11 protein-coding genes are annotated in these 14,199 nt (G+C 72.3%); 6 read left to right on the forward strand and 5 right to left on the reverse strand.

The window, feature by feature from the left end; genetic code table 11:
• The 3 genes from DMH12_RS31585 to glgB all read left to right on the forward strand — a co-directional run.
• Positions 1–305 (forward strand): alpha-glucosidase C-terminal domain-containing protein (locus DMH12_RS31585; RefSeq protein ID WP_185832668.1); only part of this gene is annotated, 305 nt, incomplete at its 5' end.
• An 89-nt stretch (positions 306–394) separates the two neighbouring features.
• Positions 395–1,789, forward strand: a complete 1,395-nt coding sequence (locus DMH12_RS31590) for a maltokinase N-terminal cap-like domain-containing protein (RefSeq protein ID WP_125494820.1) — start codon at positions 395–397, stop codon at positions 1,787–1,789.
• Between the two features lie 41 nt (positions 1,790–1,830).
• On the forward strand, positions 1,831–4,347 hold the full coding sequence (gene glgB, locus DMH12_RS31595) for a 1,4-alpha-glucan branching enzyme (RefSeq protein WP_185832669.1): 2,517 nt from the start codon (positions 1,831–1,833) through the stop codon (positions 4,345–4,347).
• 78 nt (positions 4,348–4,425) lie between these two features.
• Here the strand turns inward: glgB and DMH12_RS31600 are convergent, their stop codons facing one another.
• Positions 4,426–6,030: a hypothetical protein gene (locus DMH12_RS31600; RefSeq protein WP_125494821.1), complete on the reverse strand. Its 1,605-nt coding sequence runs from the start codon at positions 6,028–6,030 to the stop codon at positions 4,426–4,428.
• 223 nt (positions 6,031–6,253) lie between these two features.
• On the opposite strand from DMH12_RS31600, the gene DMH12_RS31605 reads away from it, so the two are divergent.
• A complete protein-coding gene (locus tag DMH12_RS31605; RefSeq protein WP_125494822.1) occupies positions 6,254–7,234 on the forward strand; it encodes a DUF5937 family protein in 981 nt (326 codons plus the stop codon).
• Positions 7,235–7,260: 26 nt separating this feature from the next.
• Here the strand turns inward: DMH12_RS31605 and DMH12_RS31610 are convergent, their stop codons facing one another.
• The 4 genes from DMH12_RS31610 to DMH12_RS31625 form a co-directional block, all read right to left on the reverse strand.
• Positions 7,261–9,483 carry an AAA family ATPase gene (locus DMH12_RS31610; protein WP_260474411.1) on the reverse strand — a complete coding sequence of 741 codons (2,223 nt, stop codon included), beginning with the start codon at positions 9,481–9,483 and terminating at the stop codon, positions 7,261–7,263.
• 167 nt (positions 9,484–9,650) lie between these two features.
• A complete protein-coding gene (locus DMH12_RS31615) occupies positions 9,651–9,965 on the reverse strand; it encodes a co-chaperone YbbN (protein WP_125494827.1) in 315 nt (104 codons plus the stop codon).
• Positions 9,966–9,976: 11 nt separating this feature from the next.
• On the reverse strand, positions 9,977–10,375 hold the full coding sequence (locus DMH12_RS31620) for a MerR family transcriptional regulator (RefSeq protein ID WP_122616302.1): 399 nt from the start codon (positions 10,373–10,375) through the stop codon (positions 9,977–9,979).
• A 165-nt stretch (positions 10,376–10,540) separates the two neighbouring features.
• A complete protein-coding gene (locus DMH12_RS31625; protein WP_125494824.1) occupies positions 10,541–11,935 on the reverse strand; it encodes a cation:dicarboxylate symporter family transporter in 1,395 nt (464 codons plus the stop codon).
• A gap of 154 nt (positions 11,936–12,089) precedes the next feature.
• On the opposite strand from DMH12_RS31625, the gene DMH12_RS31630 reads away from it, so the two are divergent.
• On the forward strand, positions 12,090–13,757 hold the full coding sequence (locus tag DMH12_RS31630; protein WP_125494825.1) for a sensor histidine kinase: 1,668 nt from the start codon (positions 12,090–12,092) through the stop codon (positions 13,755–13,757).
• A partial coding sequence (locus tag DMH12_RS31635; RefSeq protein ID WP_125494826.1) for a response regulator occupies positions 13,754–14,199 on the forward strand: 446 nt, incomplete at its 3' end. The genes DMH12_RS31630 and DMH12_RS31635, both read left to right, overlap by 4 nt.

Below are 14,199 nucleotides of genomic sequence, written 5' to 3' on the forward strand. Positions count from 1 at the left end.
GGCGCATGATCGAGATCCGCAAGCAGAACCCGGCCTTCGGCCTGGGCACCTACACGGAACTGCCCTCCTCCAACCCGGCGGTCCTGGCCTTCCTGCGGGAGTACGAGGACGACCTGGTGCTGTGCGTCCACAACTTCTCGCGGTTCGCGCAGCCCACCGAACTCGACCTCAGCGCCTTCGGGGGACGCCACCCGGTGGAGCTGTTCGGCGGAGTCCGCTTCCCCGCGGTCGGCGACCTGCCGTACCTGTTGACCCTCGGAGGCCACGGCTTCTACTGGTTCCGGCTCCGCAAGGACGCCGTCTGACCGAGCCCCCCGGGCGGGACGGTTTCCACCGCCCCGCCCGGGGCACGCATCAGTAACACCCCGACGATCCGGGGAAAGGACGCTACGCCATGCCGGAAGCCGTCACACGTACCGTCACGAGCCCGCCGGGCCTCCTAGCGTCTCTCGATCCACTTCTGCGGGACTGGCTGCCACGGCAGCGCTGGTTCGCCGGCAAGGGTCGCCCGGTCACCGGGTTCTCGCTGGTCGCCGCCACCGAGCTGCTCCCCGCCGACTCCCGTCTCGGCCTCCACCACGTGCTGGTCCGCGCCCACCAGCAGTCCGCCCCGGCCGCGGGCGCGCCCGAGGAACCCGGCGACTGCTACCAGCTGCTCATAGGCACGCGCGAGGCGCTGCCGCCCCGGCTGGCGCCCGCACTGATCGGACACGTGACCGAGGGCCCGTCGGCAGGCCGCACCGCCTACGACGCCCTGTACGACACCCGGCCCGCCGAGGTGCTCCTGGAGGCGATGCGCACCGGGGCCCGTATCGGCGGGCTCCGCTTCGAGCGGGAGGAGGACCGGGAGATACGCGCCGGCCTGGTGCCGCGGCTGATGACCGCCGAGCAGTCGAACTCGTCGGTCGTGTTTGGAGATACGTTCATTCTCAAGGTGCTGCGCCGGATCGTGCCCGGCGTCAACCCCGACCTGGAGCTGCCGCTGGCGCTGGCCCGCGAGGGCAGCGCCCGGGTGCCCGCCCCGGCGGGCTGGATGACGGCCGACCTGGAGGGCCGGACCTGGGTGCTGGGTGTGCTCCAGCCGTACCTGCAGGGCGCGACCGACGGCTGGGAGCTGGCGCTGCGCGAACTGGCCAAGGGCGAGGACTTCGCCGCCGAGGCGCGGGCGCTCGGCCGGGCCACCGCCGAGGTGCACACCGCGCTGGCCCGCGCACTGCCGACCGTCACCCTCGGCCACGCCCAGGTGCGGCAGCTCGCCGACGGCATGATCGCGCGGCTGGAGGAGGCCGCACGGGCGGTGCCCCTGCTGCGGCCGTACGCGCCCGCTCTGCGCACCGCCTTCACCGCGCTGGGCGACCTGGCGGCCGAGGGCCGCACCTGGACCGCGCAGCGCGTCCACGGCGACCTGCACCTCGGCCAGTGCCTGCGCTCGCCCACCGGACGGTGGTCGCTGATCGACTTCGAGGGGGAGCCCGCGAAACCGCTGGCCGAGCGGCGGCTGCCGCAGCCGACGGTGCGGGACGTCGCCGGGATGCTGCGCTCCTTCGACTACGCGGAGCACTCGGCCGAGGCCCCGGTACCGGGGTGGGCCGCGGGCTGCCGGGCGGCCTACTGCACCGGGTACGCGGAGGCCGGCGGCGCCGACCCGCGCACCGATCCGGTGCTGCTGCGCGCCTACGAGACCGACAAGGCGGTCTACGAGGTCCTGTACGAGGCCCGGCACCGTCCCGACTGGCTCCCGGTGCCGCTGACCGCGGTCCGCCGCCTGTCGGCACCCGAACCGGCCTGACGCCCCCGCTGTTGCTCCCACTCGCCCAGGAGGCTCCCCCCGTGACCCCCCGCCCCTCGTCCAGCGGTCCCGACCCGAAGAAGACGGCCGCCAAGCAGGCGGCCGAGAAGAAGACGACCGGCAAGCAGGCCGCCGCGAAGAAGGCGCCCTCGAAGAAGACCGCCAAGACGACCGAGGGGGCCGGGACGGCGAAGGCCGGCGTGAAGAAGACCGCGACGAAGAAGAGCGCCACGAAGAAGGCCCCGGCGGACAAGGCCGTGACGAAGACAGCCGTGACGAAGAAGGCCGCCGCCAAGAAGCCGTCCGCCAGGAAGTCCGCCGCGAAGAAGCCCGCCGCCCGGAAGGTCACCGCTCCCGCCGTCGAGATCGCCGTCTCCCCCTCCCTGGACGCCGGCGACCGGGAGCGGCTGCTGGCCGGCACGCACCACGACCCCCACTCCGTGCTCGGCGCCCACCGGGTGCCCGGCGGGGTCGCCTTCCGGGCCCTGCGGCCGTACGCCCGCGAGGTGACCGTCCTCTCCGGCGACCTGCGCGTCGGCCTGCACGACGACGGGGACGGCTTCTTCTCCGGGCTGCTGCCCCTGCGGGAGGTCCCCCTGCACCGGCTGCGCGTGGCGTACGAGGAGACGGTGCAGGAGGTCGAGGACCCGTACCGCTTCCTGCCCACGCTGGGCGAGCTGGACCTGCACCTGATCGGCGAGGGCCGGCACGAGCAGCTGTGGCAGGCGCTCGGCGCGCACCCGATGACGCACGACGGCGTCGCGGGCACCCGCTTCACGGTGTGGGCCCCGAACGCGCGCGGGGTCCGGGTGGCCGGCGGCTTCAACTTCTGGGACGGCACCGGCCACCCCATGCGGTCGCTCGGCGCCACCGGCGTGTGGGAGCTGTTCCTGCCCGGTGTCGGCGCGGGCGAGCTGTACAAGTTCGAGATCACCCGCGCCGACGGCTCGCGCACCTTCCGCGCCGATCCGCTGGCCCGCGCCACGGAGGTCCCGCCGGCCACCTCCTCCGTCGTCCACGCCTCGCACTACACGTGGGGCGACGAGGAGTGGCTGGCCCGCCGCGCCGACGCGCCCGCGCACGAGGCCCCGATGTCGGTGTACGAGGTCCACCTGGCCTCCTGGCGGCCGGGGCTGACGTACCGGGAGCTGGCCGAACAGCTCCCCGCGTACGTCGCCGACCTCGGCTTCACGCACGTCGAGCTGATGCCGGTCGCCGAGCACCCCTTCGGCGGCTCCTGGGGCTACCAGGTCACCGGCTTCTACGCGCCCACCGCCCGGCTCGGCGAGCCCGACGACTTCAAGTACCTGGTCGACCGGCTGCACCAGGCCGGCATCGGTGTCCTGATGGACTGGGTGCCGGCGCACTTCCCCCGCGACGACTGGGCACTGGCCGAGTTCGACGGGCGCCCGCTGTACGAGCACTCCGACCCGCTGCGGGCCGCGCACCCGGACTGGGGGACGCTGGAGTTCGACTTCGGGCGGCGCGAGGTGCGCAACTTCCTCGTGGCGAACGCCGTGTACTGGTGCGAGGAGTTCCACATCGACGGGCTGCGGGTCGACGCGGTCGCCTCGATGCTCTACCTGGACTACTCGCGCGAGCCGGGGCAGTGGACGCCCAACGAGCGCGGCGGCCGGGAGAACCTGGACGCGGTGGCCTTCCTCCAGGAGATGAACGCCACCGTGTACCGGCGGGTGCCGGGCGTGGTGACCGTCGCCGAGGAGTCGACGGCCTGGGACGGGGTCACCCGGGCCACCCACCACAAGGGGCCGAGCGGCTTCGGCGGGCTCGGGTTCGGGCTGAAGTGGAACATGGGCTGGATGCACGACTCGCTCCAGTACATGGGCCACGAGCCGGTGCACCGCAGGTACCACCACGGGGAGATGACCTTCTCCATGGTGTACGCGTACAGCGAGAACTACGTGCTGCCGATATCCCACGACGAGGTCGTGCACGGCAAGCGGTCGCTGGTGTCGAAGATGCCCGGCGACTGGTGGCAGCAGCGCGCCAACGAGCGGGCGTACCTGGCCTTCATGTGGGCCCACCCCGGCAAGCAGCTGCTCTTCATGGGGCAGGAGTTCGCGCAGGGCGCCGAGTGGTCCGAGGCGCACGGCCCCGACTGGTGGCTCCTCGACCCGGAGTACGGGGCGGCGGCGGACCACCGGGGCGTGCGGGACCTGGTGCGGGACCTGAACACCGTCTACCGGACCACACCCGCGCTGTGGCGGCTCGACACCCACCCGTCCGGGTTCGCCTGGGTGGTCGGGGACGCCGCAGAGGACAACGTGCTCGCGTTCCTGCGGCTGGACGCCGACGGCACCCCGCTGCTCGCCGTGTCGAACTTCGCCCCGGTCGTCCGCGCCGACTACCGCCTCGGCGTCCCGGACGACATCCCCGCCTGGCACGAGGTGCTCAACACCGACGCCGCGCGCTACGGCGGCGGCGACGTGGGCAACCCGGACCCGGTCAAGCCGGAGCCGCAGGGCTGGCACGGCCGGCCGGCGAGCGTGCGGCTGACCCTGCCGCCGCTGGCGACGGTGTGGCTGCGTCCGGCGTGACGCCGCGTCCCCGGCCGCCGGCGGCGGCCGGGGACCCCTTCCCCCGGGTCGAGGCCCTCCCCTCGGGCCCCGGGCAGGTCAGGAGCCGAAGCCGCCGACCACGTCACTCATCGGGTAGCTGTACAACTCCCGGTCGCAGGCATTGCACTTGCTCGGCGCGTGCTCGCTCAGCGACCACAGGCGGGGGGCGAATCCGTCACCCCTGCCGTGGGCCAGGTACAGATCCTCCGGTCCGATCGAACTCTGCAGCGCCTTGGGATTGCCGGCCAACCGATCCCCGTCGACGGTGGCCTGGAGCAGGCGGCCGTTGTCGTAGGCGTTGCTGCGGTGGAAGTACCACTTTCCCTCGTACCGCATCGCGCCCTGGATCTTGTGCCACAGCTGCTCGTCGCCGAACGAGCCGCCGGTGGGCAGCCCGTACGCCTTGTCGGCGTCGGCGACCTTGCCGGACGCGCCCTCGACGGCCGCGGTGAGCGCGTCCATGGGGTAGGTGGCCACGCGGCCGTTGCTGTCTCCGCCCTTGGCGTTGCAGTACTCGCCCAGCACCAAGTGGTCGGTGTCGGTGCGGTCGAGGGAGACGTACGAAGCCTTGGGGCGCCCGGTCTTGTAGCACTGGTTCTCGGAGGTGTCACCGCCGTTGCGGGCCGTCGTGAACTTCAGCGTCGCGACCTGCGGCATGACGTAGCGGTAGCCGTAGGCGTACCAGACGTTGCTCTGCCGTCCGATCCGCTTCTTGTCCGTCAGGTCGCTGGGCAGGCCGTCCTGCATCTCGTCCTCGGTGCCGGAGTCGTTGTCCGGGTTGAGGTCCATGATCTTGCGCAGATCGAAGACGCGCATGCCGTTCGCGGTGTCGGCGACGTAGAGGTAGTTGCCGTACCAGACCATGCCACCGGCATGGATGCCGTTCTGCGCGTCGCAGTCCTCGGTCACGACGTCGTTGCACAGCCCTTCACGCGCGTGCAGCGCGTCGAAGGATATGTGGTCGTAGGCGTTGACGTAGGGCCAGACCAGCAGGACGTGCCGGTACTTCTTGGTGGCCTGGTTGAAGAAGGTGACGCGGACGCCCTTCTCGTTGCAGGCGTCGGACGCGCTCGCCTTCACACAGTTGCCCCGGCCGGCGACGTAGTCGCTGCGCCCGGGGTTTGCGGCGTCGTACGAACCGACCGCGATCGGCTCGGCGTTCGAGGTGCCCCAGTCCTCGTCCTCCTGCGCGTCGGAGACGCCGGTGATCGCCTGGGGGATCCACTCCGAGGAGATCAGGTCGTCGCTCTGCCAGCACACCCGGTCACCAGGGGGCAGGTCGGAGCCGTAGACGTCGCTGGCACCGCAGTCCGCGGCGCCGCGCCCCGAGGAGCGGTTGGCCTGCTCCATCAGTTCGGTCAGGCCCTGCTTGGGCAGTGCCGCGTCCAGTTGGTCCACGCGTCCGGTCAGGCTGGAGCCGGCTTCGAGCCGGAAGTCGCCCGGGCGGCCCGGGACCGGATCGGCCGGGGCGGCGGTGGCGGCCGGCGGGCTGTCGGGGCCGACGGTGTCGTCCTGTTCGCCCTCGTGCTCGTCGGCGAAGCCGTCGTCGGGCATGCCTTCGTGCGTCGGCACGGGGTCGTCGGCCGCCGGGGCGGCCACTGGATGACCGGCCGGGAGGACCACGGACAGCAGCGCTCCGGCCAGCGCGGTGCCGACGGCCACGCGCAGGCGGGGTAGTGCTCGCCTCATTCGAAAGCCTTTCGTGAGTCGCGCCCAAGAGGCAGGATCCGACGAGTCTTGACGTCTTTGGCAGGTACACCAATACATTCGGGCAGAGGCGAATCCTCGGCGCGCCGGATCGGCCACCGTGACCCAGGCATGACAAAATAGCCCCAAGGGAAACAAACAAGTGCGCGACCACTCGACGCATCTGCCACGGGGAACAATGCCGACGCGCCTGCACTTCGACGAGACCGACTACCTCAACTGCCGGTTCGCCCACTCCGCGCTGTGGGAGACCCAGGCGGCGGCCCACGTGCTCAATCGGCCGGACCGCCAGGCCTATCAGCGGCCGTGGCTGCGGCGCACCCACCGACAGGCGGCGGCCATGGACCTGACGCCGCTGCGGCTGCTGATGCCGCAGCGCGGACCGACACCCGGCTGGCTGTGCCCGCCCCCGGCCGCCCCGGCGGCCACCTTCGAAGAGGAGATCGCCCAGGTGCGGGCGACCGATCCGCTCTTCGCGCGTGAGGAAACCCTGCGTTCGCTGCAGGCCGCCCCGCGCGCCCTCGCCGCCGCCCGCGACCGGGGCTGGCTGCGCGACCCCGCCGTCATGCTCCGCGAGGTCTCCGACGTACTGGAGCAGATCTGGACCCGCCTCGTCCAACCCGAGTGGCCCCGGATGCGCGCCCTGCTGGAGGCCGACATCACCTTCCGCACCAGGCGGCTCGCCGAACACGGGCTCGGTGAGCTGCTCCCGGAGATCAGCCCCCTCTGCACCTGGCGGGCCGGGACCCTCACCGTCCGGGACCACACCGACCACGAGCGGCACCTGGGCGGGCGGGGCCTGGTGCTCATGCCCAGCGTCTTCATCTGGCCCCACGTGATCGGGACGTTCAAGGCGCCCTGGCAGCCCGCGCTGGTCTACCCCACACGCGGCATCGTCGACCTGTGGACCGAACCGGTGGCACCCACCGGGATCACCCTCACGCGGCTGCTGGGGCGCGGACGGGCCGCCATACTCGCCTCGCTCGTCGTCCCCGCCACCACGACCGGCCTCGCCCGGCAGCTGGACCTCGCGCCGTCCTCCGTCTCCTCGCATCTCACCGTGCTGCGCGAGGCCGGGCTGCTCAGCGCCCGCCGGCAGGGCCGCCAAGTCCTGTACGAACGCACCGGACTGGGCGACGCGCTGGCGGCGGGCGGCTGAGGACCGGGAGCCGAATGCGCGGTCGCCTATGCGGCCGCGTCCACCAGCCCCTTCGGCAGCGGCCCGGTGTGCAGGACGCCGAGCCGCTGGGTGGCGCGGGTGAGGGCCACGTAGAGGTCGCTGGTGCCGTAGCGGCCCGGCTCGACGACGAGGACGGAGTCGAACTCCAGGCCCTTGGACTGGCGCGGGTCGAGCAGGACGACCGTCCGCGTCAGGTCCGGCTCGGCACCCGGCGTCACCCCGTCCAGCCGGGCGGCCAGGACCCGGTGCAGCTCGCGCGGGGCGATGACGGCGAGGCGCCCCTCCTCGGGGGTCAGCTCCCGGACGGCCTCGGCGACGGCGGCCGGGAGGTCTCCGGTGGCACGGACCCAGGGGCGTACGCCCGTGGAGCGCACCGAACTCGGCGGCGCGAACTCCGGGTCCTCGGCCCGCACGACGGCCGCCGCCACGTCCATGATCTCGGCCGGGGTGCGGTAGTTGACGCCCAGCCGGGTGTGCTCCCAGCGGTCCTCGACGTACGGGGCGAGGATCTTCGACCAGGAACCGACCCCGGCCGCCTCCGCGGTCTGCGCCGGGTCGCCGACCAGGGTCATGGAGCGGGTCGGGCAGCGCCGCATCAGCAGCCGCCACGCCATCGGCGACAGCTCCTGCGCCTCGTCGACGATGATGTGCCCGAACGCCCAGGTGCGGTCGGCCGCCGCGCGTTCGGCGGCGCTGCGGTGGTCGTCCTCCTCCTGGCGCTCGGCGAACCGCTCGGCGTCGATGATGTCGTGCGCGGACAGGACCTCGGCGTCGTCCTCGTGCTTGTCCTCGAACTCGTAGGTCCGGGACGCGTACGACACGTCCAGCACGCCCTGCGCGTAGGCGATCTGCTCCGCCCGCTCGCGCTCGGCGCGGGAGCGGGCCACCCGGTCGTCCACGCCGAGCAGTTCCGCGGCCTCGTCCAGCAGCGGCACGTCGGCGACGGTCCAGTGCCGGGTGACCGGGCGGCGGACGGCGGCCGCGTCCTCGGCGGACAGGAACGGCTCGGGAGCGGCGAGGAAGTCGGCGACCAGGCGGCGCGGGGTCAGGCGCGGCCACAGCTGGTCGACGGCGGACCAGACCTCGGGGTTCTCGGCGAGTTCGTCGCGGATCTGGGTGATGTCGCTGGGGTCGAGGAGGTTGGAGCCGTCGTAGGGGTCGGTGCCGATGCGTTCGGCGACCATGTCGGTGAGGGTGTTGAGGATGTGGCCCTCGAAGTGCTCGCGGGCCGCGTTGTGCGGCAGCCGCGCGGCGCGGGTGCGCTCACGGGCCACGTTCACCAGGTCGTCGTCGAGCATCAGGATCTCGCGGTCGTGCTCGATCGCGATCACCGGGTCGGGCAGCGCCTGCCGGTCCCGGACCACCTCGGCGAGCACGTCGGCCATGTCCGCGCGGCCCTTCACCGCCGCCGCCCGGGGGGTGTCCGTCGCCGTGGCCCGCACGCCCGGGTACAGCTCGCCGACCGTCGACAGCAGGACGCCGGTCTCGCCCAGGGAGGGCAGCACCTCTCCGATGTAGCCGAGGAAGGCGGGGTTGGGGCCGACGATGAGGACGGCGCGCTTGGCGAGCAGTTCGCGGTGCTCGTAGAGCAGGTAGGCCGCCCGGTGCAGGGCGACGGCGGTCTTGCCGGTGCCGGGGCCGCCCTCGACGACCAGCACGCCCCGGTGCGGGGCGCGGATGATGCGGTCCTGGTCGGCCTGGATGGTCTGCACGATGTCGCCCATGCGGCCGGTGCGCGCGGAGTTCAGCGCCGCGAGCAGCACGGCGTCGCCGGACGGGTCCTCGTGACCGGTCCGCGTCTGGTCGCCGAGGTCCAGGATCTCGTCGTGCAGGGCGGCGACCCGACGGCCCTCGGTGGCGAGGTGCCGGCGGCGGCGCAGGCCCATCGGGGTGTGGCCGGTCGCCAGGTAGAAGGGGCGGGCGACGTCGGCCCGCCAGTCGATCAGGACCGGCGTGCGCTCGGCGTCGTCGGCGCGCAGCCCGATACGGCCGATGTGGTGGACGTCCCCGGAGGCGAGGTCGATCCGGCCGAAGCAGAGGGAGCCGTCCACCGCGTTGAGCGCGGCGAGCAGGCCGGAGCGCTCGGCCACCAGGATGTCCCGCTCCAGCCTGGCCTGCTGGGGGGTGTTGCCCTGCGCGAGTGCGTCCGTGACCGAGACCTCGGTGTCGCCGCGCAGCGCGTCCACGCGCGCGTAGAGTCCGTCGACGAATTCCTGCTCGTGTCGCAATTCATCGTCCGGAAATTCGGTGTTTGACAATTCCACTCCCGCCCGGATATACTGTGCTCACTGAACTTCTTCATGACCTCATTTCCTTGAAGTCATGAATCCCCGAATATACGCAGAGAAATCCCCCGAGCGCAATTGCTCGGGGGATTTCTCGTAGGGCGTGCGGGTCAGAGCACGTCGGCCAGCTCCGCCAGGAGCCGCCGCTTGGGCCGCGAGCCCACCATCGACTTCACCGGCTCACCCCCGCGGAACACCATGAAGGTCGGCATCGACAGCACCTTGTAGGCGTTCGTCGTCGCCGGATTCCGGTCCACGTTCAGCTGCACCACGCGCAGCCGGTCGCCCTCCTCCTCGGCCAGGGCGCTGAGCACCGGCGCCATCTGCCGGCACGGCGGGCACCAGTCCGCGGCGAACTCCACCAGAACCGGCAGCTCACTGCCCAGCACCTCGCTGCCGAACTCCGCGTCCGTCACCTCGGGCACCCCGTTGCTCGTCATGCGTGTCCTCCCAGTTCGCACTTGGGCTCCGGGCCCCCCGGAACCGCCGCCTCGGCCCGCGCCAGCTGGGCGCCGACCTGCGCCCGCACCGACGTGAGCTCCTCGATCAGCGCGTCCAGCTGCGCCAGCTTGCGCCGGTAGACCACGAGGGACGCCGGGCACGAGTCGCCCTCGGGGTGCCCGGCGCGCAGGCACTCCACGAACGGCCGGGTCTCCTCCAGGTCGAACCCGAAGTCCTGGAGCGTCCTGATCTGCCGCAGCAGCCTCAGGTCGTCCTCGTCGTACGTCCGGTAACCGTTGCCGGTGCGTCGCGCGGGCAGCAGCCCGCGCGACTCGTAGTACCGCAGCGTCCGCGTCGTGGTCCCGGCCCGCGCGGCCAGCTCGCCGATTCGCATGGCACGAACGTAGGCGTTGACCCGGACGTCAAGGCAAGAGGCCCGGCGCCGGGGGGCGCGGGGCCTCTTGCGGGAGGGGGACCGAGCGGCTTGCTGGAGGGACCGGGCGGCTGAGCAACGGGGGGAGCACCTCAGCCGCCCGGAGGGTGCGGGCCGGGCCTCGGGTCAGGCCCGCGCCAGCTCCTTCTCGCCGCCCTGCTCGGGCAGGTCCGGTGCCTCGTCGGCGCCGTCTGCGCCGTGGTGGTCGTCCAGCAGTGTCTTCTCGTCGAAGGGGGCCCGGCCGGCGAGCACCTCGTTCACCCGGTCCTTGTCGATCTCCTTGGTCCAGGTGCCGATCAGGACCGTGGCCACCGCGTTGCCGCCGAAGTTGGTCAGGGCGCGGGCCTCGCTCATGAAGCGGTCGATGCCGACGATCAGGCCGATGCCGTCCACCAGGGCGGGCTTGTGCGACTGGAGACCGCCGGCCAGCGTGGCGAGACCGGCTCCCGAGACACCGGCGGCGCCCTTGGAGGCCACCAGCAGGAAGAGCAGCAGCGGGATCTGCTCGCCGATGGACATCGGCGTACCCATGGCGTCGGCGATGAACAGCGAGGCCATGGTCATGTAGATCATGGTGCCGTCGAGGTTGAAGGAGTAGCCGGTCGGGACGGTGATGCCGACCACCGGCTTGCTGACGCCCAGGTGCTCCATCTTGGCGATCAGGCGCGGCAGCGCCGACTCCGAGGAGGAGGTGGACAGGATCAGCAGGAACTCGCGGCCCAGGTACTTGAAGAGCGAGAGGACGTTCACCCCGGCGACCAGGCGCAGCATCGCGCCCAGCACGAGGAAGAGGAAGAGGAAGCAGGTCACGTAGAAGCCGAGCATCAGCACGGCCAGGCTCTTCAGCGCGTCGACGCCGGCCGATCCGGTGACGGCCGCGATGGCACCGAAGGCGCCGACCGGGGCGGCCCACATGATCATGGCCAGGACGCGGAAGACCAGTCGCTGGATGTGCTCGATGCCGCGCAGGACGGGCTGTCCGGCGGACCCCATGGCCTGCAGGGCGAAGCCGCACAGCAGGGCGATCAGCAGGGTCTGCAGGACCTCGCCGGCGGTGAACGCGGAGACGATGGTGGTCGGGATGATGCCCATCAGGAAGTCGACGGTGCCCTTGGCCTCCGCGTCGACCTGCGCCTGGCCGGTCTCCTTGACGGCGTCGGTCACCGCGAGGCCCGTGCCCGGGTCCAGGATGTTGCCGACGATCAGGCCGATGGCGAGCGCCACCAGCGACATCACCAGGAAGTAGACCAGGGCGATCCCGCCGACCGCGCCGACCTTGGCGGCCTTGCGCACCGATCCGATGCCCAGCACGATCGTGCAGAAGATGATCGGCGAGATCATCATCTTGATCAGGTTCACGAAGCCGGTGCCCAGGGGCTTCAGCTCGGTGGCGAAGTCCGGAGCGATCAGACCCACCGCGATACCGAGGGCGACCGCGATGATCACCGCGATGTAGAGATAGTGCGTGCGGTCCCGCTTGGCTTTGGGTGCGGCAGGTGCCGTAGCGGCTTTGCTGGTCACGGCGGCCCTCCTTGACGACGTCGTCGGCATCACCGGCGTGCGGCTCACGTCCGGGGGTTTGTATCGGGGATGCGGTGACTATCTCCCGGCGTGTGAGGGCGGTCACCCTTGCGTTCATTGAGTTCACAATCCGGCCAGGAGGGAGACTGGCCGCATGCACCTCCACGTCCCGAGACCCCGAAGCCTGGCCGGGCAGCTCTTCGCCATGCAGGCCGTGCTGATAGCGGTCGTCGTGGTCGGGTACGCGCTGTTCAGCTGGATCAGCGACCGGGGGCAGGCCGAGGACGCGGCCGGGCGGCAGGCCAGGGCGGTGTCGCTGGCCATCGCGGACTCGCCGTCCGTGGTGGCGGCGATCGGCACGCCGGATCCGACGGCGCGGCTCCAGCCTTACGCGGTGCGGGTCATGCGGGACACGGACGTGGACTTCGTGACGATCATGGATCCGTACGGCATCCGCTGGACCCATCCCGACCCGGCGCAAATCGGCCACCCCTTCCAGGGGCACATCGAGCGCGCGCAGCGGGGCGAGACCTTCACCGAGACCTATACGGGCACGCTCGGGCCCTCGGTGCGGGCGGTCACGCCGGTCCTGGACGGGGACCGGGTGGTCGGACTGGTCAGCGCCGGGATCAAGGTCGAGGAGATCAGCAAGCGGGCGCAGGAACAGCTCACCGCCCTGACGGGGGTGGCGGCCGGGGCGCTGCTGCTCGGCGCGGTCGGCACGTACGTGATCAACGCCCGGCTGCGCCGGCACACGCACGGCATGAACGCGGACGAGCTGAGCCGGATGCACGACTACCATCAGGCCGCGCTGCACGCGGTGCGCGAGGGGCTGCTGATGCTGGACGGGCAGTACCGGGTCGCGCTGATCAACGACGGTGGACGGGAGCTGCTGGGCGTGACCGGTGACGTGGTGGGCGCCTCGGTGGCGGAGCTCGGGCTGCCGGCGCAGCTGACGGGGGCGCTGCTGGCGTCGGAGCCCCGGGTGGACGAGGTGCACCTGGCGGCCGAGCGGGTGCTGGTCGTCAACACCTCGCCGGTCTCCGGCGGTGAGCGGCGGGGCACGGTGGTGACGCTGCGGGACGTGACCGAGCTGCAGTCGCTGACGGGTGAGCTGGACTCCGAGCGCGGGTTCACGCAGGCGCTGCGCTCGCAGGCGCACGAGGCCGCGAACCGGCTGCACACCGTCGTCTCGCTGATCGAGCTGGGGCGCGCGGAGGAGGCCGTGGAGTTCGCGACGGCCGAGCTGGAGCTGGCGCAGGCGCTCACCGACCAGGTGGTGGCGGCGGTCGGCGAGCCGGTGCTGGCGGCGCTGCTGCTGGGCAAGACGGCGCAGGCGAACGAGCGGGGAGTGGAGCTGGTGGTGTCGCGGGAGAGCCGGCTGGACGACGGTCTGCTGCCGCCGTCGCTGCCCGCCAGGGACCTGGTGACGATCCTGGGCAACCTGGTGGACAACGCGGTGGACGCGGCGCAGGGCGCGGTGCCCTCGCGGGTGACGGTGGCGGCGTACACCGAGGCGGCGGGGGACGGTTCCGGGCTGGTGATGCGGGTGTCGGACACGGGGGCCGGGGTCGATCCCGCCCATGCCGACCTGGTCTTCCAGCGGGGCTTCTCCACGAAGCCGTCCGGTGAGGGCGGCCGGGGCCTGGGCCTGGCTCTGGTCCGCCAGGCGGTGCGACGGCACGGCGGCACCCTCACGGTCGCGGAGGCCGAGGGCGGCGGCGCCCGCTTCGAGGCGCGGCTGCCGCTGGGCGATGCCGGGAGCGGCACGGCGGCGCCGGCCGCCGTGGCGGGCAGACCGGACTCGGGAGGCTCCGCATGACCGAGGAGCAGCCCATCCGCGTCCTGGTCGTCGAGGACGACCCGGTCGCCGCCGACGCGCACGTGATGTACGTCGGCCGGGTCCCCGGGTTCACGGCCGTCGGCAAGGCGCACACCGGGGCGGAGGCGCGGCGCCTGCTGGACCGTACGCCGGTGGACCTGCTCCTGCTGGACCTGCACCTGCCGGACGTGCACGGGCTGCAGCTGGCCCGTTCGCTGCGGGCGGCCGGACATCACACCGACGTGATAGCGGTGACGTCGGCGCGGGACCTGACGGTCGTGCGGGAGGGCGTGTCGCTGGGCGTCGTCCAGTACGTGCTGAAGCCGTTCACCTTCGCCACCCTGCGGGACCGGCTGGTGCGGTACGCGGAGTTCCGGGGCACCGCCGGCGAGGCGAGCGGCCAGGACGGGGGTGGCCCGCGCCCGGCCCCCCCTCGTCTCTT

This window comes from Streptomyces sp. WAC 04229 (assembly GCF_003947455.1).
GTDB lineage: Bacteria > Actinomycetota > Actinomycetes > Streptomycetales > Streptomycetaceae > Streptomyces.

Bases quoted from the DNA above. Each gene is read 5' to 3' on its own strand.
- DMH12_RS31590 (WP_125494820.1), top strand. From the start codon at position 395: ATGCCGGAAGCCGTCACACGTACCGTCACGAGCCCGCCGGGCCTCCTA.
- DMH12_RS31605 (WP_125494822.1), top strand. From the start codon at position 6,254: ATGCCGACGCGCCTGCACTTCGACGAGACCGACTACCTCAACTGCCGG.
- DMH12_RS31620 (WP_122616302.1), bottom strand. From the start codon at position 10,375: ATGCGAATCGGCGAGCTGGCCGCGCGGGCCGGGACCACGACGCGGACG.
- DMH12_RS31630 (WP_125494825.1), top strand. From the start codon at position 12,090: ATGCACCTCCACGTCCCGAGACCCCGAAGCCTGGCCGGGCAGCTCTTC.